The organism is Synechococcus sp. MVIR-18-1, assembly GCF_014279835.1.
Taxonomy (GTDB): Bacteria; Cyanobacteriota; Cyanobacteriia; order PCC-6307; family Cyanobiaceae; genus Synechococcus_C.
The window spans coordinates 1236237-1255637 of sequence record NZ_CP047942.1 but is presented as its reverse complement, the minus strand read 5'-3'; the positions used below and the strand labels follow the sequence as shown (position 1 = coordinate 1255637).

Here is a 19401-nt window from a genome sequence, read left to right as displayed (position 1 = left end):
AAAAATCGATTTGAACGATTGCAGAGGAAGTGGAGTTGCTTGCAACAGGGGCGATTGCCATACATAACAGCGAAATAAAAAAATGCGCAGTTATGTTCTGATGCGATCTCTGCCCTGCATTCATTGGGCAGATTGAATCCAGCGCAGCAAGATTTCTAATGGCTTCGTTTAATGGTGTCATTTTAATGGTATTGCTATGTTGATACTGTTTGGCCTAGTCAATGAACTCCTTCAAACGAGTTGTCCCAGGCTCTTTGGCTGGTATGGTTATATTATTTGCAGGGACCACTGAAGCCCAAGTATTACCACTTGATCAGTGGAAATCTGGAATAAATCGCGTCGATATTCAATATAACAATGATAATATTAGTGGTGCTTGTACAAATGCAATTAATCTCGCGCACTCTATGAATACTAAAGCCTCTGAAGTGAGGCAAGCAGGCAACAAAGCATTAGCACAAGACGTCGTTTTCTTGATGTGGGATTGGCAAACTTATGTTGGCAAATACTGTGGAAGAAGGCGATTGGTCAAAAAATCGAGACTTTGGGATGCCATTGATCATCGATAACTGATCATCTATATGTTGCGCAAACTATTCACTTTTTACTCTTATTCATCCACTCACCAAATGGAATGACCAATAATCCACCAAGTCCCAGCCAGATAATCCAGTAACCAATAAAAGTGATACCCGATGGGTCTTCTGGTAATGGTAGGAATCGATAATCGTAGGGGAAAGAAAATGCCCACAACCAATAAACCACTTTAAGGGCATTTGGAAGAGAATTATTACTAAACACTGATTTTCATAAATTATAGTAATTATATCATCTTAATCGAGCTAGGCCAGGCTTTATTCCTGATCATGTCGCGAACAAAGCACTTGTTGTTTAACAACCCTCAAACTCACAAAGTGTAGTAAGAAATCCTTTTCTGGGATCAAAACTCCTAGGTCACGCAACTGGATCATTGGGTGAGAATCTCATATTCCTCTAAGACAACTCAAAGCTTAATCTCAAGCTGTAATGCTTTTAGCTTCTAGCATGTGGATACTTGAGATTAAACCATGTCTCGTTTCATTTTCAAACGAAAATCCAATAAGTTCCAGTTTTCATATTTCTTGCCGTTGGCTATCATTATCACTGGATCTGCAACATTTCTGGAATACATAGAAAAGCAGGAAAACCCAACCAGTCATATCCAAACTGAATCAGCTATTTTCAAAGACGTTAGTCTCTGATGATGTCTGCTTGATACATCATACTGGCTTCACTGAAGGATATCATTAACTTGAGGCTCGGTCTCAAGAAACTTGGTGATCAAGCTGATTAAACAATGCGTTATTGACGAGACGAAACTAGTAAAGATCTGGGAGAAAGCTAAAATTACGCTACAGATGAGTCCCGATGAAACAACTTACATTTCTCTTGGTGCTCCTAGGGCTCTTTGGCTGCAATGACTTCATGTCGCCTAACAATATGGAAGAAGGTGTTGAAGCTGAGGAAAGGTGCAATAACTGGCAAGAGGAAACCAGAAAAGAAACCATACGTTTTGGCATGGACTATTCGCTCTTTAACCGAGCATGCAAGCTCAATGAGAGAAAAACAATGATTTTGGGCTATGAAGGTGAGTACGAAACCGGAAATAGTCAGAAAGATAGAGAGATCCGCGCTACTTGGACAGTCGTTACAACCTTTGAGTTAACGAAAAACTAATTGATGCGCCAATAATAAACTCTTACTAAATCCATAAATCGATTCATTGGGATAGCACACGCTTCATGCATTTAAAAAATCGAAGACCTGGAGCTGGCTAATCGTTCAATCAAGTCTGATTTATCCAGAGTTGTAATGACGAAGACTTCTTGAGCTGTCCTGCCACGGCGCGCCATCAGCTTGAATCCACCTCGGATTGGAACCGATGGCCTTAGCGTGAGGTCTTGGCAACGCCCCTTCACTCTTGCGATCACGCCTGGGGTGATGGTCTGGATCTGTGGGTCATTCGCCAACACCTTGAGCCAAGGTATGAGGCCCTTTACATAGGTGCTGTGCGTAACGACAAGACGGCCCACGAGGGGTACAAAAGTAAAGCTTGTTTAAGTTAGCCGCTCTGGCTAGAGATGAGGGAAGCGTTCCTTGCGAGCCATGCTCCGATCCGTCGATTCCCTTAGAACTGAAATCTCTGGTCCGTTGACATCTCGAATGGGCCCAAAAGTCAAGATCCTTACGGCAGAGGTCCATGGTGATGAGGTGCGGGGGCTCGCGTTTTGCCCTGGGAAGGTGATTCGGTATGTTTTTGCTGCTCAAACACAACGTTTACGCACCAAAGCTCTGTTGTCACTGACTTGCTCCACGCGCAAACCTGCTGCTTGATTCAAGCGTCGATTTCTGCCATCAACACCATGTCGAGTCGTTGGGTAGTGGTTTCTCTGAATTGAGCGACGCTGAGCTGATTCAGAACAATCAAAGCGCTTGCCATGACAAGGATTTCAATCGTAAAAACCAAGCCATAACCAGCCATCGGTCCAGCATTGGGCAAAAGCTGACGACCAAGATCAAGCAGCCCACCACCCACGACCTTTCCAAATCCCCGAGAGAGCGCTTGTGCTAACCCCCAAATGCCTACAAATGTTCCAGCCATCTCTGGAAGAGTGAGATCGAGCATCAGGGTGAGTGCGCTGTTGGTGCCAACTCCGGCAGCTAGGCCAAACAACACCATCACGACAGGAAGTAGTCCAGAAGCTTGTTGCCAACCACTCACTACCAATAGGAACAAAGAACCCATCACCATCCAGCAACCCAAACGGGCAGTGGCCAACTTTCCAAGTTTTGGGGTGATGAACCAACCTGCTAAAAGTAAACCAACAAGGGTTCCCGATCCCCACCAAGCATTAAGCAATGTGGTCTTAGATACTGGCATTCCAAACACTTCTGCGCCAAAACTCTCTAGAATCGGATCCTGCAAGAATAGTCCGAGAGTAAATAAAACTAAAAATCCAAAAAATATAACAATTTGTCGACTTGATGTAACAACTCCCCAGGCATCTTTAAGTGTGACTAAATCCTGTACAGCGCGAACAGATTCAGGAGCTATTGGTTTTTCAACGCCCCAAGTGGAGATAATTGCCAACAGCATCACAATCGCAGTGATCGAAATCATGAACTTCTGAAGCCAGTTCTGAAGAATCACTGGATCTGAAATGCCATCGATTGAGCGGACGGCAAGACTGATCGCAATGGCGCCAACGATGATTCCTACTGTGAGCATCGCCCAAATCACACCGATGCATCGTGGCCTTTGCTCTTCGGTTGTGCGGTCAATGACGAGGGCTAAATAAGAAGTACTTGCTAAAGAAGTACCCAATCCATAAAGAGCAAATAAACCGCAAAATGCAGCAATACCGGCAGCGGCTATCAAGGGTGATCCACTATCGAGAGCTTCCTTCACTTTGAAACTCACCGGAACGCTAAGAATCGCCAAAACACAGATGGCGATCGTCCCGAGCAGGACATAAGGCGTCCGATGTTTGCCCATTAAGGGATGGGAGTCACTGAGATGTCCGAACAGCACCCGTGCTGGTGAGACCAATTGCTCAAATCCCAAACCTCCACCCGCCAGCAATGCAGGAAAGGCAAGTTCTGTAATCAGAATCCGATTAAAGGTCCCAGTGAAAAGCACCGCAAGGGTTCCAAGACAGGCTTGAAAGAGACTCAATCGGAGCAGGGTCGGCCAGCGAAGACCTGGAACGTCATTCAGATCAACGGTTGCGGCAAGAGGCATTAATTACGTTCCAATGGAGCCATCGTGAGTCCCTCACTGCTGAGTTGTTGGTGGTAGAGCTCAGCTGGCTCTAGGGGACCAGCCCACACTTCTGCAGCGCCTTCTTCATCGATTTGGTGGGCAAGTGTCCAAGCCCTATCACTATTCATCCCAGGGATGATTTTGCATAAGCACTCAACCACGTGTTCAAACGTATTGACGTCATCGTTGAGAACGATGACTCTTGCATTCGGGTAACGGAGGGTTGTGCGTTCCGGTTGAAGGACGCTCGCGGTTCCAGGTGTTGCCATAGTCATAAGAAGTAATGAATCAACCAGTCAGTTCCGTGGAGGAACCTAGGTAAGCTCACTGCATTCAAGCGTTATTTCAATGCTGTTCACGATTGCCTGGGCATCACTGGCTGCTGTCTTCAGTTTCTCGATCGCCATGGTCGTCTGGGGTCGCAACGGTGATGGCACCCTGAATTTCTGAAGTGAACGAAGCACTGCAAGCTCCCATCGTCAGTCAGGGATTGGCGATGACCGCTGCGGTCCTTTTGGTCTTTGTCAGCGTGATAGTCGCTTACCTCTCCACCATCGAGTGGAAAGATCGTCGTCGCAGGCGTTCTCGTGACCGCAGCTGACTCACTCCTGAAGATCTCCACCTACCGATCGATCGCTCAGTCCCTCCCCGTCACGTCATTGGGTTTAGGGGCTGTTTTATTGGGCGGTTTGATCGGCGTCATTCTGAATCAGCCATCAAGTCAAGACGATGGAACACATGCATCGCTGAGCCGTGTCTCAGGGGCATTCAGCTTGATGCAGTCCTTTCACGGAGATTCAAAACGCCCAGCGCCCCAGCTTTGGAATCAACGGCTTGGCCTCGTTCGAGCTGCAAACTTGTGGAAACGGCAAGGGCGCTCGATCTGGTGGCAGGGATGGTCAGAAGATGGCGATGCCTATTTGATCCTTCCTGATCAACTTCTTGCCACCGACACGAAAAATTTACGCAAACACCAAGTCTTGGGATTGACGTTGCTTGGCTCCGATGAGCTGCATCGTCAACAACTCATTCAAAGACTCCAACGCCAACCCGAACGTCCACCTCAACCAACATCCCTTCAAAGTCGATGCATGCAGCGTCTTGCCAACGCTCCTGCCGTGTTTTGGACGAGCGACGCACTCGCTGCCATTAGTGGAACGACAGCTCCCCTACTCCAGCAGGCGAGTCACGGATGCCTTGCACTTCGCCTGATCGGCAACACACTCCATTGGGGCGGCGTTGTTGGTGATCGCTCGCTCGCTTTTGCCGCATCACAACCCAAAAATGGTTGGAATTTTTTGGTTTCTGAGCGTCGAAAGCCAGCAAACTTTGATCGAGACAGTCTTCTAGAAGTGCATGGAGCCCGAGTCGATTTAATTCTGGGCACACTGCTGAGTCGCCAAATCATCAAAGAGCCCTTGGAAGATCAGTACGGAGTGAATCAATCGATTCGATCAAGGCTTGCGCTAGCACCGTTTTCGCTTCGTCTCAAACAACAAGCCAAAGGTGCTTACCGAGCGGGGCTTCAATTTCAGGCGCCATTGCCAGGAGGATCTGCAGCTTGGGCCTCAGTCCTTGATCGCGTGAGCAAACGCTTAGAAGAACGGGGCTTTGAACGTATTAATCCAGCTGACGACAAAGCCAAAAAATCTGATGCCGTGATTTGGAAAGATAAACGTGGGGGGCAAAATAAGATTGTGGGCGGCTGGCGTTGGTTGCAAAACCCCAAAAAACCGATGCTTTTGAGTGCCGGACTGGCAGGTCTTCCCGACACAAAACCGTTTTATCAAGCTCTCCCCGAATCCACGCGCTTAGCACTGAAGCTCAATGCCCGCCCGCGAGATCTCGTGTCGCTTGGACTGATGAACGGATCATGGCCTGCCCTTCTGAAGCAGGCCGATTCCTTGCACCTTCAAATCAAACCAGCAATCCACGCGTCCAAATTGAAGGCTTCAGGCCAACAAGCTTGGTGGGAAGTCAGTGGTCAATTAGTGCTCTCTTCCGCGGCTGAATCCTCTGACGACTCAGATTGAGCTTCAGGTGTCTGTGAATCGCTGGCTTGAGAATCAGCCGCCTGACGATCTCGTTTGCGCCTTTCTGCAGCAAGGGTTTCTTCAATCAGTTCCACAGCCTGAGCCATCTTTTCGAGATTGGTTGTGTACAGGCTGAGGTCCTTGTCAAGACGAGGCTTAGAGAGTCCTAGTTGCTCACCAATTTCATGGGCGAGGGTCTTGAGCTCAACGGGATCAGAAGGTTCACCACCCTGGGCGGAAGAGAGCAGGCTCAACAAACCCACAGCCATCAAACGCGAGTAGTGAAACGATTCGCCGCCAACACTAGAAATTCCCGACGCCAAAGGCTCTGGAGCTCCAGCGCCGCGATTGGAAAGCCATTCACGGACTTCACTGACGGTATGTCCTGAAACAGCTGAGGTGGATCCCTCTGCCAGCTGTTTCAAAGCCTCTGGATTGAACCCATTGCAGCTGCAAATGGCCGCATAGAGCTCATCGAGGTGTGTCTCAGGTTTGTAGCCCTGCGTGAACGCCTGAAACACCTGACGCAGGCCCACAGCGAACAAAGCGTCGCTTTTGAAATGCTGCTGATGGCTGAGTAGATGCAGCTCAACCAAGAGCTCGTCTGCCGTTCTTCTGTACAGAGACGGAATCACGTAGGGAAAAGCTTTATGGAAGGCACGCTTGCTGTCAGCGATCGTCCGTTGATCCGTCAAGGTCCTTCCACCCCACTTTGAATCAAGACCATAGCGCCGCTGCCGCCGCCGTTAGGATTGTTCTAACTGAAGCTATGCAACATGATCCCGATCGTGATCGAGGAATCAGGAAGAGGAGAAAGGGCTTTTGATATTTATTCTCGTCTCTTAAGGGAGCGAATTATTTTCTTAGGCGAGCCTGTTACCAGCGATTCCGCCAATCGAATCGTTGCTCAGCTTCTTTTTCTCGAAGCGGAAGACCCCGAAAAAGAGATCTTCCTATATGTGAATTCCCCCGGCGGTTCTGTTTACGACGGGCTTGGAATTTTTGACACCATGCAACACATCAAGCCGGATGTGCACACAGTCTGTGTTGGACTTGCCGCGAGCATGGGTGCATTTCTGCTCTGTGCTGGCGCGAAAGGCAAGCGCAGCAGTTTGCAGCATTCTCGGATCATGATTCACCAGCCCTTAGGAGGAGCAAGTGGTCAGGCCAGTGATATTCGAATCCAAGCCGACGAAATCTTGTTCCTTAAAGATCGTCTCAATCATGAATTGGCTGATCGCACTGGACAACCTCTAGACAAAATCCAAGCCGATACCGACCGCGATTTCTTTATGTCCCCACAACAGGCGATGGAATATGGCTTGATCGACAATGTCATTGATAAGAGCCCAGTTCGCTCTGTATAAAAAAAGACCCTCAAAATGAGGGTCTTTTAAATCATCACTAACCAACTGAAAGACCAGGTTTTCCCAAAACCTGGTCTTTTTTATTCAAGCTAGTAGGGGAGAGAATCGTTCCTTTTCGGGGATTTCTGTGAATTCAGCAACAACAACACGGAATTCATCTCCATCTAATGTTTCCTGTTCGATAAGCTGCTCGACTAATTTATCCATGGCTTGGCGATGTTGGCCTACGAGTGCAACGGTCTCCTCGTAGAGCTTCATGACGATCAAGCGCACTTGTTCATCAATTTGCTTGGAGATGGCATCGGAAACATCGCTCCTTGTCATCAGATCGCGACCAAGGAACACTTCCTGGTTGCCACCCTCAAGTGCCATTGGTCCTAACTGACTCATCCCAAATTGAGTCACCATTTGGCGAGCCAGAGAGGCCACCATTTGAATATCTCCACCAGCGCCAGTCGTGACTTCGGAGTGACCAAACACAACGTCTTCAGCAGCGCGACCTCCCAAAGCCCCCATGATGCGAGCTTTGAGTTGGGCGCGCGAGACGAGCATCTGCTCTTCATCAGGTGAGAACCAAGTCAAACCCTGTGCCTGTCCACGTGGAATCAACGTGACCTTTTGAACAGGATCGTGATCTTTTACAAGCGTGCCAACTAAGGCATGTCCAACCTCGTGATAGGCAATCAGTCGCTTGCTTCGACCATCGGTGAGGGGATGACCTTCCATTCCGGCAATGATGCGATCCACGGCATCATCAATTTCAGAAATACCGATGCTTTCCTTGCGACGTCGTGCCGTAAGGATCGCCGCTTCGTTCAACAAATTGGCAAGGTCTGCCCCTGTAAAACCAGGAGTCCTTCTTGCAATGCTGTCGAGAGTAAGGGTTTCTTCGAGCTTTTTGTTTCTTGAATGAACTTCAAGGATGGAAAGACGACCTTTGATATCAGGTGCATCAACGGTGACTTGACGGTCAAAACGACCTGGACGCATTAGCGCAGAGTCAAGAACGTCAGGTCTGTTAGTCGCGGCAAGAATGATGATTCCGCTATTTCCCTCGAAACCATCCATTTCTGTGAGCAGCTGATTAAGCGTTTGCTCACGCTCATCGTTACCACCACCAATTCCAGCACCACGCTGACGGCCTACGGCATCAATTTCATCAATAAAGATGAGGCAAGGGCTGTTTTCCTTCGCACGTTTAAACAGATCTCGGACCCGGCTAGCACCGACACCCACAAACATTTCAACGAATTCAGAACCAGAGAGGGAGAAGAAAGGAACACCAGCTTCTCCAGCGATGGCTTTAGCAAGAAGAGTCTTGCCAGTTCCCGGAGGGCCAACTAACAAAACACCCTTAGGAATTTGTGCACCAACTGAAGTAAAGCGCTCAGGCTGCTTCAAAAAGGTCACCACTTCCTGCAAATCTTGCTTCGCTTCGCTAACACCGGCCACATCATCAAATTTCACACCGGTATCGGCTTCCATTGCAAAACGAGCTTTCGTCTTACCGAATTGCATCGCTTGACCAGGACCGCCAGGCATGGAGTTGCCACGACGAGCCAAAAAGATCAAAGATCCGATCAGCAACAGGGGGAACAAAAGATTGCCGAGAATTCCAAGGGCAGGAGGAGCAGTCTTCGGTGGATGAATATCGAAACTGATGCCCTCTTCTTTCAGGGTGTTGATTAGCTCAGGAGCTAAGCCAGGAAGATCAACACGGAGCCTTTGAACGCGATTATCAAGATCAGGATCAACCGCTTCTACAACTGCGTTACGGCCACCGTCGTAAATATCAACCGCCGTGACGCGACCAGCTGCCACGTAATCCAAGAAGCGTCCGTAGCTCATTCGAGCAACGGCAGCATTGCGTGGAGCAACTGTGGTAGAGCCGCTCGTGGGAGCACTACTGCTGCGAAGATTATTGAGAGCTCCGCTTCCAACCAGCTGCCAAACAAGCAGCAACGCGACGCCTATGGGAAGAATCCAAAGGGCTATCTGACGCCAGCGTTGATTCATGGATTCATCGTGAGTAGCAAGACTGTAAGAGTTTCCTTACCTAAACCGCTGTTTCGAGGCAAGGTGAATTAAAGGCTTCTTAATGCAACGATCGGATCGAGCATCGCTGCGCGCTTGGCAGGGACAACTCCGAAAAACAGACCGATGGATCCGGATAGCCCCACCGTCACCAAAATTGTCGAAGCACCAATCGCTGCCGGTAAGGGCGTAAAGAAGGCAACAGCTGCCACGGTGCCAAGTCCTACTGCGGTTCCAATCACGCCACCAAGGCTCGCCAAAACAAGACTTTCAACCAAAAACTGGCGAAGGACATCGGAACTACGTGCACCCAATGCTTTGCGCAAGCCGATTTCTTCTGTGCGCTCGCTAACGGATACCAACATGATGTTCATGATTCCGATGCCCCCAACGAGCAGAGAAACGCCTCCGATCGCACCGAGCATCAGGGTTAGGCCGCCTGTAATCGTGCCAACGATGGTGAGAGCATCCTTCTGAGATCTGACAGCAAAATCGTCTTTGCGCAAGATGCGATGCCGTTGCCGCAGCAAATTGGTGATTTGAAACTTGGCTGGCCCTGTGCTTTTTTCATCGTTCGCTTCAACACTGATGAAACTGAGACTGACTCCATAGGTGGGGTCACGGCCAGTGAGGCGACTCACCATGGTTGTTAGCGGGATGTAGGCGTTTTCATCCTGGTTTGAACCAAAGACCGCTCCCTTGGGCTCCATCACCCCAATGACAGAAAAACTCTGGTCTCTAATCCGAATGCTTTGACCAACAGCTGCACCAGAAGGGAAGAGCTTGTCACGAAGATCTGGACCAATCACCACAACAGTCTTCGCGCTCAGATCATCCTCGGAACTGATGAATCGACCACGGGCAACCTCAAAACTACGCACCGGTAAAAACGCTGCTGTTACCCCTGAGATCGAGGCGCTCGTACTCCTCGCTCCCGCCTGCACCACTTCATTGGCTGAGATCTGAGGAGCGACCCGTTTGACACTTGGAACTTGAGTTGCAATGGCAGTGGCATCGTCCAGCACCAAGGTTCGCGGAAATGCCACCCCCTGCCTTCGCGTGTCATTGCTCCCAGGAACCACAAACAACACGTTGGCTCCAAGACTGCTGAGCTGGTTCTCCGCCAAATTTTGGGCACCTCGTCCCACACCAACCAGCGTGATGACGGAGGCATTACCAATCACGATGCCAAGCATCGTGAGCAAACTACGTAAGCGATTTGCCTTGAGTGTGGTGAGAGCCATGCCGACGGTGTCGGCAAGAGGCAGCTTGCTAGCCATGAACGGTTAGGGACCTAACTCAGAGCATGGTGTCTAATTTCATCGCCACGTTGCTGCCGGTACCCCGATGAACCAAACCATCTTTCACGTGCAAGGTGACAACTTCGCCTTCTCTAAGGTCTTGCGTGGCATTGACCACCCCTGTGATCACTGGAACGCCCAGTCGTTTGGCGATGACGGCAGCGTGAGAATCCTCTCCAGGTTGTTCTGTGATGACAGCTGCAGCTTCACGAATGCCGTCGAGGTAGTCAGCTGTCGTTTCACGAGCCACAAGGATGTCTCCTGGTTCGAGTCGGGCGCAATCACTTGCAGACATCGCTATGCGTACTTTTCCGCTAACAGAGCCACTTCCAAAGCCCGTACCTCGACCGAGAACAGCACTCACAATCCCCACTTTGATCAAATCTGTAGAGCCACTAATTCCAGCCAGTGTTCCCGCTGTTTGCACGCAAAGATCACCGTCTTTCACCACACCAAGCTCTTGGGCGTAAGCCATCGCCAAGGTGAAGGTCGCGGTGGTGCTCTTCTGGGTTTCAATCAGCAGTGGTGACACACCCCAAACCAATTGAAGTTTGCGCGCCACATTGACTTCGCTGGTGATCGCAAGGATGGGAGTAGAGGGCCTGAATTTACTGACGTTATGAGCGGTGGCACCACTTTTGGTTAAGGGCAAAATCGCCGCGGCATTGAGCTGGCGAGCAATGCTGCTCACTGCCCCACTGATCGCATTCGGAATCGTGCTCGGCAGATGGGTATCAATGGGCCGTTGGGGATAATCGCGTTCGATCCGTCTGGCGATCGTCGCCATCGTCTCAACGGCCTCAACAGGAAAGTCACCTACGGCGGTTTCATTGGACAGCATCACGGCATCAGTGCCATCAAGGATGGCGTTGGCAACGTCACTCACCTCGGCACGCGTAGGTCTAGGGCTCGAAGCCATGGAATCGAGCATCTGAGTTGCCGTAATGATCGGAATCCCGAGGCTGTTGGCTTTGTGGATCAGATCTTTTTGAAGGAGAGGAACCTCTTCTGCGGGCATTTCAACCCCTAGATCTCCACGGGCCACCATCACGCCATCACAAAGCGGCAAGATCGCGTCAATTTGATCAATCGCTTCGAACTTTTCGATTTTTGCGACCACAGGAGTGGTGTAACCGTGCTTACGAATCAGTTCTCTGATCTCCTGCATGTCAGAGGGGTTGCGCACGAAGCTCAGCGCGACCCAGTCCACACCCTGCTGAAGACCAAAGGCGAGATCCTGACGATCTTTTGTGGTGAGAGCTCTTACAGAGAGCTGCACATCAGGGAAATTCACCCCCTTGTTGTTGGACAACACGCCAGGAACCGTGACCGAGCAGTGAAGGGTCTGGTCGACGGCATCGACTCGCTCAACCTTCATTTCAACGCGACCGTCATCAAGAAGGATGCGACTTCCAGCAGACACTTCTTCGGCCAGCTTGTCGTAGGTGACCGTTGCAACCGTCTGATTGCAACGCACCTGCTTAGCCGTGAGTGCGAATTGATCACCTTTCGCGAGCGTGATCGGACCTTCTTCGAACCGACCTAAGCGGATCTTTGGACCCTGAAGATCCTGAAGGATGCCGATGTGGGCTCCCAATTCGTGGGCCACCTGTCGAATCGTGGCGATCCTTTCAGCGTGCTCGCTGTGATCTCCATGGGAGAAGTTCAGTCGAAACGTGGTCGCTCCGGCTTGAATCAGTTCACGGATCCTTTCAGGGCTTTCCGTTGCGGGCCCAATGGTGGCCACGATCTTGGTTCTACGGGTTAGATCGATCTGGGCCATCCACAGGTCTTGAAGCTTGCGGAATCTACCGTCTTGCCCTTTTGGACTCGACAACTTGTTGGATGATGACTCTCTTCAACATGTTTCGTATGGACCTGAATGCCTATCAGGCCGCTGCACGGCTCACCGCTCTGTACCCAGATGCTGGCAGCAATCCCATCTATCCAACCCTCGGACTGACTGGTGAGGCGGGGGAGGTCGCAGACAAAGTGAAAAAGGTGCTACGCGATCGAGCAGGACACTTTGACGATGAGGTAAGAGCTGAGATTGCCCTGGAGCTGGGTGATGTGCTCTGGTACGTCGCTCAACTAGCCAGCGAACTTGGGTATGAGCTGGAGGATGTGGCCAACCAAAACCTCAGCAAATTGCGTGATCGTTCAGCGCGTGGGCAGCTGAAAGGGAGCGGCGATCATCGCTGAGGCCCTTGTCTCAAATTGTCCATACTCAAATCGTCCTTAGCCGTAGTTGCCAAAGCCACCGGCAAACGCGTAACTGGCGGACACCAGGAGCTGCTGCATCAAGCTCAGGGCAACGAAGGCGAGAATGGCAGAAAGATCCAGCCCTCCTAGTGGAGGGATCAGGCCCCGAAAGGCATTGAGGTAGGGGTCGGTAATCGAACTCACGGTGCTAAGCACTGGGTTCCCCATATCCACATTTGGGAACCAGGTGAGAAGCACTCGAACGATTAAGACAAACGAATAAATCTGTAGCGTCTGGGCAATGATCTGAAGAAAGGTGGAAACAAAACTCAAATCCATTGGTGCTTCTTGAGCGTGAGTAATAGGTGAACTTTATGCAGCCTGGTCTGGTTCTGAGATCCCTCTATCAGGAAGCACAGAAAATGTGCGATGAAACTTTTCAGAAAGGCTGAGCCAATACGAGCGCCCCTCGCTTTGGCGTTTGCGTTCAATGAAGTTCTGACTGAGCAGCTCTTTGATGTGGTCGTAGGCGCCTGACCCCCTTAATTCAACGAGCTCCGACTGAAGAATTCGTCGTTTCAAGGCAATCGTTGCAAGCGTTCTCAGCGTTGCGGTGGACAGATTGACCGGTAGAAGATTACGAACCAGTTCTCCAAGACCAGCCCGAAGCTGAAGGCTGTAACGTCCGCTGTTTTCATGAATTTCTAAAGCCGTATCCCGTTGGGCATAACCAGCAACCAACGCGAGTAAGCCCTGTTCAGCTTCTTTTTCACTGGCGTCAGCTAGCTCAGCCAACTCCGAAAGGGAGAGGGCTTTTCCCTTCAGGTAGAGGATGGCCTCCAAGCGAGCTGGAAGAGAGAGATTGAACTCCTGCATGTTGCTTCGCTCCAATCCTTGTGCCATTACCTCCCCATATGAACCGGTTTCAAAGTAACGCTGGTGCAGGTTTTAGCCATTCACACCACCTCATCCACCAAGAAAGAGTTGGTAAGCAGGATTACTTGTTTCTTCCCAACTGCTGTAACCAAGGTCACTTAGGAAGGATTGCCAGTCCTTGAGATCATCGGTGCTAACAAGAACACCGACCACAATCCGACCAACATCAGCTCCATGATTTCTGTAGTGGAAAATGCTGATGCTCCAGTCGCGATGCAAGGCCGTCACGAAGCGCATTAAGGCCCCTGGGCGCTCTGGAAACTCAAAGCGATAAAGCAGCTCCTGAACATTGCTGGCCGATGAACTCGCGGGGAGTCGACCCCCAACCATGTGCCGGAGATGCACCTTCGAGAGTTCATCGTCACTGAGATCTAGGCAGGCATAACCGTGCGCTTTGAGATGGTCGATCAAAGTCGCTCTGTCATCGGGCCCGCTCACCTGAACGCCCATGAAAATGTGGGCCTGATCACCAGCCCCCATTCGATAGGAAAATTCAGTCAGGCTCCGGTCTGCCAGCAATTCACATAGGCAGCGAAGACTTCCCGGACGCTCGGGGATTTCTACGGCGAGCATCGCTTCACGTTCCTCACCTAATTCGGCACGCTCAGCAACGAAGCGCAGGCGCGCGAAATTGATGTTCGCTCCACAGGCAACAGCAACAAGGTTTTGATTCTGAAGCGACCGCCGGCTTACATCAGCCTTGAGTCCCGCAATCGCGAGGGCACCTGCCGGTTCGAGAATCGAACGGGTGTCTTCAAAAACATCTTTGATGGCTGCACAGATTTCATCGGTGCTCACCGTGACGATGTCATCAACGTACTTCTGGGCCAAAGCAAAGGTGTGCTCACCCACCTCACGGACAGCGACTCCATCTGCAAATAGACCCACCTGTGGCAATCGAATGCGTTCACCGGCCTCTAACGACAGCGTCATGGCGGCAGCGTCGTGGGGTTCAACACCAATGATTTGAACGTCAGGCCAGAGACTTTTCACGTACACGGCGATTCCGCCGATCAAACCACCACCACCCACAGCCACATAAATCGCATCGGGTGGCTGATGGCACTGTCGGAGGATCTCCATGCCCACCGTTCCCTGTCCAGCAATCACCTCCGGATCGTCAAACGGATGGATAAAGCAAAGTTGTTCCGCTTCGCTGCGTGACCTGGCCTCCGCATAGGCCTCGTCGTAAGTCTCACCATGCAGGACCACCTCTGCTCCCAACTGGCGGACAGCATCAACTTTCACGCCAGGGGTGGTGACCGGCATCACGATCACGGCTCTACAACCGAGGTGAGATGCACTAAGTGCCACTCCTTGTGCATGATTTCCAGCACTTGAGGCGATCACCCCGAGTTTCAGCTCAGCTTCAGAAAGTTGAGCCATTCGGTTGTATGCACCACGCAACTTGAAGGAGAAGACGGGTTGAAGGTCTTCCCGTTTCAACCAAACGCTGTTGCCCAACCTTCGGCTCAGGTTGTTGGCAAGTTCTAAAGGGGTTTCCCTGGCCACGTCATAGACGCGGGCGCGCAGGATCCTCGGCAAATAATGATCCATCACTGCAGTCTGACAACCACTCACCATCGCGAAGGGTCGGGGAGGCTCGTAGATTGACTGAATCGGTCTTGGGATGGGTATGCATCTGAGCGAATTAACCCATCCCAATCAGCTGCACGGACTGTCCGCGGCGCAGCTTGAAGAGGTGGCCAAGCAAATTCGTGAACGCCATTTAGAAGTGGTGTCAAACAGCGGCGGACATCTTGGCCCTGGATTAGGCGTTGTTGAATTAACCCTGGCCCTATACCAAACCCTTGATCTGGACCAGGACAAAGTGGTTTGGGATGTAGGGCATCAGGCCTATCCACACAAATTAATTACCGGACGCTATGGAAGCTTCGACTCTCTGCGTCAGCAGGGAGGAGTGGCCGGTTATTTAAAACGAACAGAAAGTCGTTTTGACCATTTTGGAGCAGGGCACGCCAGCACATCCATCTCAGCAGCCCTCGGAATGGCCATGGCCCGTGATCGGCAAGGTCTTGATTACAAATGTGTTGCCGTCATTGGTGATGGTGCCTTAACCGGTGGCATGGCCTTGGAAGCGATCAACCATGCCGGTCATCTGCCATCCACCCCACTACTCGTTGTTTTAAACGACAACGATATGTCGATCTCTCCACCGGTTGGAGCGCTGTCGACCTACCTCAACCGGATGCGATTAAGCCCGCCCCTTCAATTTTTGTCTGGAAGCGTTGAAGAAAGCGTGCGCCATCTCCCCTTTATGGGGGGAGAAATTCCACCAGAGCTGAATCGTCTCAAAGAGAGCATGCGCCGCCTCGCTGTTCCCAAAGTCGGTGCCGTTTTTGAAGAGCTTGGATTCACCTATATGGGTCCAATTGATGGTCATGACATTGCTGAAATGACCCGATCGTTCCAGGCCGCACATCGCGTTGGTGGGCCGGTCATGGTTCATGTTGTTACAAAAAAAGGAAAGGGGTATCCCTACGCAGAAGCCGATCAAGTTGGTTACCACGCACAGTCAGCTTTCAATCTCAGTACTGGTAAAGCAAGACCCAGCAAAACCCCAAAACCACCGAGCTACAGCAAGGTATTTGGACAAACCCTGGTCAAACTCTGCGAACAGAATCCAAAGGTTGTTGGCATCACAGCTGCCATGGCGACTGGAACTGGCCTGGACATCCTGCAAAAAGCACTTCCCGACCAATACATCGATGTTGGCATTGCTGAGCAGCATGCAGTCACCCTCTCCGCTGGCATGGCTTGCGATGGACTCAGGCCAGTGGTGGCCATCTACAGCACGTTTTTACAGAGAGCTTTTGATCAACTGATCCACGATGTCGGGATACAAAAACTGCCCGTGACCTTTGTTTTGGATCGGGCCGGAATTGTCGGAGCTGATGGTCCAACCCACCAAGGTCAATACGACATCAGCTACATGCGTGCGATTCCTAATTTCACCGTGATGGCTCCCAAAGATGAAGCTGAGCTTCAGAGGATGCTGGTGACCTGTCTCCATCACGATGGCCCTACAGCTCTAAGAATCCCTCGTGGCCCCGGTGAAGGTGTTCCCCTAATGGAGGAAGGCTGGGAAGCTCTTCCCATTGGCTTTGGTGAAGTCGTGCGTGAAGGTAACGATGTTTTGATCGTTGCCTACGGCGCCATGGTGCCGAAGGCCGTAGCCACAGCAAAGTGTTTATCTGCAGTGGGCGTTGAGGCAACTGTGATTAATGCACGTTTCTTACGGCCGTTGGATGAAGCACTCATTCATCCCATGGCCCAAAAAATCGGCAAGATCATCACGATGGAAGAGGGAGCGTTGCCAGGTGGCTTCGGTTCGGCTGTTCTTGAATCGCTCCAGGAGAAGGGGTTAGCGATTCCGATGCTGCGCATAGGAATTCCTGACCGGCTTGTGGACCATGCAACTCCCCAACAAAGCTTTGAAGCCCTGGGTTTAACTCCGGATCAGATGGCAGTGAGGATCAAAAAACATTTCGTGCTTCCAACCACGGGTTTCCTAAAACTCGAAGAAAAATCACCAGCTGAAGTCTCATCAGCTGGCTGAGCTTGGTTGATTTGAGGCAGCTGTGCTGCCTCAAATCGAGAACAGCGAAGGGAACTTAAAGCACGCCTCGAGCTGCGAGACCTTGGATTGCGCCAATGCCAATCATGTGTCCCAGGCTTGTGGTGGCAAGCATGCTTGCGTGACTCATACCCCCGAAGAAGGAGGAACCGGGCAGTTTGATGCCTTCGTTTGGATGCTTAATCGTGGCTTTGCCAATCCCGATGGCGATGACATTGCAGACCACCATCACAAGGGCAACCTTGGGTGACCAGGAAACGGTGGCAGGAGCAATAGCCAGAAGAGGAATAAACATGCAGCGCAACAAGCGACACCTCATCTTCCGATTTCATTGCCCCAAGATCTCCTCCTCGTAAGAGTTATTTACTGGCTGGTGGGATTTGAATCGGAGCAGACCAGCAACAATGCAGGCATTGCTCAGTGTCAGAAACGCTTCAGCACCACCGTGAAGCCAATCCACAGCCACCAATTCAGAGTCGTAGCGAACCAGAGCAAACACAGCAGCAGCAATGGTGACGGCAACGAACAGAAGCGTGAGCTGAAACCCGAGAACAGTCAATTTTGGAAGCTGCCGGCTTCTCCCAAGGTGATAGAGGAACACCAGGTAGGGAATTAAAGACAGCGCGAAGAGGGGGGCTGGATCAAAGTTGGAAATCATCCCTTCACCGTGGCGTCACGTTGCAGATTCCAGGCAGCACAAGCCAACGTGATGTTCCCAAGCAGGGTTGTACTGGCTTGCAGAGTGACAAGCCAACGAAGGCTCTCAGCATTGTCGTACAGGTGCCAAGTGCATGCAGCCATGGCACTGATCAATGCAGGAATCATGGCTGCTGAGAGCCAGATCATGCTCGTCTGAGAGCGGAGTGATCCACGCTGGGCGATCAACACCATGGCTAACAACCACTCAAAAACAGACGCCACATGAATCCACCATGTACCGAGCGAAAGAGCATGCATGTATCACAACCAAGTGATTCTCCAACGTAGGCGCCCTAAGCGCAGATAATGAAGGCCCCCCTAATGTCCAAAATGTCTGGCAAGGCTCCGTCTTCCTCACCGAGGCGCATTCTCCTCTGTGGCTATTACGGAGAACACAACCTGGGAGATGATGCCCTTCTGGAAGTCTTGAACAAACAGTTGCCTACAGAATGGCAACCATTGATTACTGCATATGACGCAGCAGCAGTTCAAACAATTGTTCCAAATGGAAAGGTGGTTAATAGAAGATCTTTAAAAACTGTCCTAAAGAGCATCAAACATGTTCAGGTGGTTGTACTTGGCGGAGGAAGCCTGCTCCAAGACAGCACAAGTTTTCGAAGTCTTGTTTATTACATTGTTTTGATATTAGTAGCACGAATAAAACACAAACCGGTTTTGTTGTGGGGGCAAGGTCTTGGTCCATTGAGGTATGCATGGAGCCGCTATCTCGTGGGTCGGGTTCTGAACAGTGCAAAATCAATTACCTGGAGAGACAGTGCATCGATGCAACTAGCCAAACGCATCGGGATCACAACGACGATGTCAGTGGCACCCGATCCAGTGTGGAGCCACCAAGCAAACGATTATCAAGGAGGAGGAAATATAGTGCTGTGTTGGCGCCCAACAGACCTGCTAACGCCAAGGGGATGGTCACTCTTATTAGAAGCCGTTGATCAACTAAGCGATAACAAAGGAAAATCGGTAACTTGGTTTGCCTTTCATGCCAATCAAGATGTCAACTTGCTACGGACGCTAAGCCAAAAAGGATTGGTACCCAAAAGACTCGCAGCAAAATCATCAACAATTATCGCAAAGAATATCGAGCATGCACAAGATATTTTTAGCAATGCAAGTCTAGTTGTTGCGATGAGGTTGCATGCATTTATTTTATCAACTGTTAGCCAGTGTCCCACTGTGGCACTCAGTTATGACCCAAAGGTGGAGGCCGCTGCACAAACAGCAGATGCACCTTGGCTTGACATAGCCCATCTGCCAAGTCTTGAAAGAATAATATTGCAATGGAGTGACTGCATGTCACAAGTACCGTCAAAATCAAATCTACAAGGTATTCAACGACAGGCCTATAAACACGAACAAGTTCTCAAATCCACGCTAAAAGATATCTGAGTGTCAAATAATGACAGCAAAA

Annotated in this window: 23 protein-coding genes; 10 read left to right on the top strand and 13 right to left on the bottom strand. The window is 50.6% G+C overall.

Annotated elements, in window-relative coordinates; genetic code table 11:
• Positions 1-221 precede the first annotated feature (221 nt).
• Together SynMVIR181_RS06595 and SynMVIR181_RS06590 are read left to right on the top strand one after the other, a co-directional pair.
• Positions 222-569, top strand: coding sequence for a hypothetical protein (locus tag SynMVIR181_RS06595; RefSeq protein ID WP_186588675.1), 348 nt, complete (start codon positions 222-224; stop codon positions 567-569).
• Positions 570-1407: 838 nt separating this feature from the next.
• Positions 1408-1716, top strand: a complete 309-nt coding sequence (locus SynMVIR181_RS06590; protein ID WP_186588674.1) for a hypothetical protein — start codon at positions 1408-1410, stop codon at positions 1714-1716.
• A 71-nt stretch (positions 1717-1787) separates the two neighbouring features.
• Here the strand turns inward: SynMVIR181_RS06590 and SynMVIR181_RS06585 are convergent, their stop codons facing one another.
• Entirely contained in the window at positions 1788-2072 is a 285-nt protein-coding gene (locus SynMVIR181_RS06585) for a DUF2103 domain-containing protein (RefSeq protein ID WP_186588673.1), read from the bottom strand.
• Positions 2073-2145: 73 nt separating this feature from the next.
• Here SynMVIR181_RS06585 and SynMVIR181_RS13290 point away from each other — a divergent pair, with 73 nt between their 5' ends.
• Entirely contained in the window at positions 2146-2373 is a 228-nt protein-coding gene (locus SynMVIR181_RS13290) for a hypothetical protein (protein WP_255444179.1), read from the top strand.
• Between the two features lies 1 nt (position 2374).
• Here the strand turns inward: SynMVIR181_RS13290 and SynMVIR181_RS06580 are convergent, their stop codons facing one another.
• Positions 2375-3781: a BCD family MFS transporter gene (locus SynMVIR181_RS06580; protein ID WP_186588672.1), complete on the bottom strand. Its 1407-nt coding sequence runs from the start codon at positions 3779-3781 to the stop codon at positions 2375-2377.
• Positions 3781-4077: an ATP-dependent Clp protease adapter ClpS gene (clpS, locus tag SynMVIR181_RS06575; RefSeq protein WP_186588671.1), complete on the bottom strand. Its 297-nt coding sequence runs from the start codon at positions 4075-4077 to the stop codon at positions 3781-3783. Before clpS ends, SynMVIR181_RS06580 begins: the two co-directional genes overlap by 1 nt.
• A 73-nt stretch (positions 4078-4150) precedes the next feature.
• Here clpS and petN point away from each other — a divergent pair, with 73 nt between their 5' ends.
• The 3 genes from petN to SynMVIR181_RS06560 are packed head-to-tail and all read left to right on the top strand — an operon-like array spanning position 4151 to position 5835.
• Entirely contained in the window at positions 4151-4252 is a 102-nt protein-coding gene (gene petN / locus SynMVIR181_RS06570; protein ID WP_011619345.1) for a cytochrome b6-f complex subunit PetN, read from the top strand.
• Between the two features lies 1 nt (position 4253).
• A complete protein-coding gene (locus SynMVIR181_RS06565; RefSeq protein ID WP_186590701.1) occupies positions 4254-4403 on the top strand; it encodes a hypothetical protein in 150 nt (49 codons plus the stop codon).
• Positions 4390-5835, top strand: coding sequence for a hypothetical protein (locus SynMVIR181_RS06560; protein WP_186588670.1), 1446 nt, complete (start codon positions 4390-4392; stop codon positions 5833-5835). The genes SynMVIR181_RS06565 and SynMVIR181_RS06560 overlap by 14 nt, the downstream gene beginning before the upstream one ends.
• Here the strand turns inward: SynMVIR181_RS06560 and psb29 are convergent.
• Positions 5787-6530 (bottom strand): photosystem II biogenesis protein Psp29, encoded by a 744-nt coding sequence (psb29, locus tag SynMVIR181_RS06555; RefSeq protein WP_186588669.1) that lies wholly within the window; start codon positions 6528-6530, stop codon positions 5787-5789. The genes SynMVIR181_RS06560 and psb29 overlap by 49 nt on opposite strands.
• A gap of 81 nt (positions 6531-6611) precedes the next feature.
• Between psb29 and clpP the strand changes: the two genes are divergently transcribed.
• Complete coding sequence (clpP, locus tag SynMVIR181_RS06550) at positions 6612-7202, top strand: ATP-dependent Clp endopeptidase proteolytic subunit ClpP (RefSeq protein ID WP_011619341.1); 591 nt, start codon at positions 6612-6614, stop codon at positions 7200-7202.
• 84 nt (positions 7203-7286) lie between these two features.
• Here clpP and ftsH read toward each other — a convergent pair whose 3' ends face one another.
• From ftsH to pyk, 3 genes are all read right to left on the bottom strand, one after another.
• A complete protein-coding gene (ftsH, locus tag SynMVIR181_RS06545; protein ID WP_186588668.1) occupies positions 7287-9218 on the bottom strand; it encodes an ATP-dependent zinc metalloprotease FtsH in 1932 nt (643 codons plus the stop codon).
• A 68-nt stretch (positions 9219-9286) separates the two neighbouring features.
• Positions 9287-10516, bottom strand: coding sequence for an ABC transporter permease (locus SynMVIR181_RS06540; protein ID WP_186588667.1), 1230 nt, complete (start codon positions 10514-10516; stop codon positions 9287-9289).
• A gap of 19 nt (positions 10517-10535) precedes the next feature.
• A complete protein-coding gene (gene pyk / locus SynMVIR181_RS06535; RefSeq protein WP_186522719.1) occupies positions 10536-12320 on the bottom strand; it encodes a pyruvate kinase in 1785 nt (594 codons plus the stop codon).
• Between the two features lie 89 nt (positions 12321-12409).
• Here pyk and SynMVIR181_RS06530 point away from each other — a divergent pair, with 89 nt between their 5' ends.
• Positions 12410-12739, top strand: a complete 330-nt coding sequence (locus SynMVIR181_RS06530) for a nucleoside triphosphate pyrophosphohydrolase family protein (protein WP_186590547.1) — start codon at positions 12410-12412, stop codon at positions 12737-12739.
• A 36-nt stretch (positions 12740-12775) separates the two neighbouring features.
• Here SynMVIR181_RS06530 and SynMVIR181_RS06525 read toward each other — a convergent pair whose 3' ends face one another.
• From SynMVIR181_RS06525 to ilvA, 3 genes are all read right to left on the bottom strand, one after another.
• Positions 12776-13078, bottom strand: coding sequence for a YggT family protein (locus tag SynMVIR181_RS06525; protein ID WP_006852627.1), 303 nt, complete (start codon positions 13076-13078; stop codon positions 12776-12778).
• 33 nt (positions 13079-13111) lie between these two features.
• Complete coding sequence (gene scpB / locus SynMVIR181_RS06520; protein ID WP_186522717.1) at positions 13112-13615, bottom strand: SMC-Scp complex subunit ScpB; 504 nt, start codon at positions 13613-13615, stop codon at positions 13112-13114.
• A 90-nt stretch (positions 13616-13705) separates the two neighbouring features.
• Positions 13706-15232: a threonine ammonia-lyase, biosynthetic gene (gene ilvA, locus SynMVIR181_RS06515; RefSeq protein ID WP_186588666.1), complete on the bottom strand. Its 1527-nt coding sequence runs from the start codon at positions 15230-15232 to the stop codon at positions 13706-13708.
• A 79-nt stretch (positions 15233-15311) separates the two neighbouring features.
• On the opposite strand from ilvA, the gene dxs reads away from it, so the two are divergent.
• The gene (dxs, locus tag SynMVIR181_RS06510) at positions 15312-17255 is read left to right on the top strand and encodes a 1-deoxy-D-xylulose-5-phosphate synthase (RefSeq protein ID WP_186590546.1); all 1944 of its coding nucleotides are present in this window, start codon (positions 15312-15314) and stop codon (positions 17253-17255) included.
• 55 nt (positions 17256-17310) lie between these two features.
• On the opposite strand, the gene psaK is transcribed toward dxs, so the two are convergent.
• From psaK to SynMVIR181_RS06495, 3 genes are read right to left on the bottom strand one after another with little or no spacing between them, the layout of a single operon-like run.
• Entirely contained in the window at positions 17311-17568 is a 258-nt protein-coding gene (psaK, locus tag SynMVIR181_RS06505; protein WP_186588665.1) for a photosystem I reaction center subunit PsaK, read from the bottom strand.
• A gap of 33 nt (positions 17569-17601) precedes the next feature.
• Positions 17602-17931: a DUF3593 domain-containing protein gene (locus SynMVIR181_RS06500; RefSeq protein WP_186588664.1), complete on the bottom strand. Its 330-nt coding sequence runs from the start codon at positions 17929-17931 to the stop codon at positions 17602-17604.
• The gene (locus SynMVIR181_RS06495; protein ID WP_186522709.1) at positions 17928-18230 is read right to left on the bottom strand and encodes a DUF2499 domain-containing protein; all 303 of its coding nucleotides are present in this window, start codon (positions 18228-18230) and stop codon (positions 17928-17930) included. The genes SynMVIR181_RS06500 and SynMVIR181_RS06495 overlap by 4 nt, the downstream gene beginning before the upstream one ends.
• Positions 18231-18302: 72 nt before the next feature.
• On the opposite strand from SynMVIR181_RS06495, the gene csaB reads away from it, so the two are divergent.
• Complete coding sequence (csaB, locus tag SynMVIR181_RS06490) at positions 18303-19379, top strand: polysaccharide pyruvyl transferase CsaB (protein ID WP_186588663.1); 1077 nt, start codon at positions 18303-18305, stop codon at positions 19377-19379.
• Positions 19380-19401: the final 22 nt, after the last annotated feature.

Bases quoted from the DNA above. Each gene is read 5' to 3' on its own strand.
- SynMVIR181_RS06595 (WP_186588675.1), top strand. From the start codon at position 222: ATGAACTCCTTCAAACGAGTTGTCCCAGGCTCTTTGGCTGGTATGGTT.
- SynMVIR181_RS06590 (WP_186588674.1), top strand. From the start codon at position 1,408: ATGAAACAACTTACATTTCTCTTGGTGCTCCTAGGGCTCTTTGGCTGC.
- SynMVIR181_RS13290 (WP_255444179.1), top strand. From the start codon at position 2,146: ATGCTCCGATCCGTCGATTCCCTTAGAACTGAAATCTCTGGTCCGTTG.
- SynMVIR181_RS06580 (WP_186588672.1), bottom strand. From the start codon at position 3,781: ATGCCTCTTGCCGCAACCGTTGATCTGAATGACGTTCCAGGTCTTCGC.
- clpS (WP_186588671.1), bottom strand. From the start codon at position 4,077: ATGACTATGGCAACACCTGGAACCGCGAGCGTCCTTCAACCGGAACGC.
- petN (WP_011619345.1), top strand. From the start codon at position 4,151: ATGCTGTTCACGATTGCCTGGGCATCACTGGCTGCTGTCTTCAGTTTC.
- clpP (WP_011619341.1), top strand. From the start codon at position 6,612: ATGATCCCGATCGTGATCGAGGAATCAGGAAGAGGAGAAAGGGCTTTT.
- ftsH (WP_186588668.1), bottom strand. From the start codon at position 9,218: ATGAATCAACGCTGGCGTCAGATAGCCCTTTGGATTCTTCCCATAGGC.
- SynMVIR181_RS06540 (WP_186588667.1), bottom strand. From the start codon at position 10,516: ATGGCTAGCAAGCTGCCTCTTGCCGACACCGTCGGCATGGCTCTCACC.
- pyk (WP_186522719.1), bottom strand. From the start codon at position 12,320: ATGGCCCAGATCGATCTAACCCGTAGAACCAAGATCGTGGCCACCATT.
- SynMVIR181_RS06530 (WP_186590547.1), top strand. From the start codon at position 12,410: ATGGACCTGAATGCCTATCAGGCCGCTGCACGGCTCACCGCTCTGTAC.
- SynMVIR181_RS06525 (WP_006852627.1), bottom strand. From the start codon at position 13,078: ATGGATTTGAGTTTTGTTTCCACCTTTCTTCAGATCATTGCCCAGACG.
- scpB (WP_186522717.1), bottom strand. From the start codon at position 13,615: ATGCAGGAGTTCAATCTCTCTCTTCCAGCTCGCTTGGAGGCCATCCTC.
- ilvA (WP_186588666.1), bottom strand. From the start codon at position 15,232: ATGGATCATTATTTGCCGAGGATCCTGCGCGCCCGCGTCTATGACGTG.
- dxs (WP_186590546.1), top strand. From the start codon at position 15,312: ATGCATCTGAGCGAATTAACCCATCCCAATCAGCTGCACGGACTGTCC.
- psaK (WP_186588665.1), bottom strand. From the start codon at position 17,568: ATGTTTATTCCTCTTCTGGCTATTGCTCCTGCCACCGTTTCCTGGTCA.
- SynMVIR181_RS06500 (WP_186588664.1), bottom strand. From the start codon at position 17,931: ATGATTTCCAACTTTGATCCAGCCCCCCTCTTCGCGCTGTCTTTAATT.
- SynMVIR181_RS06495 (WP_186522709.1), bottom strand. From the start codon at position 18,230: ATGCATGCTCTTTCGCTCGGTACATGGTGGATTCATGTGGCGTCTGTT.
- csaB (WP_186588663.1), top strand. From the start codon at position 18,303: ATGTCTGGCAAGGCTCCGTCTTCCTCACCGAGGCGCATTCTCCTCTGT.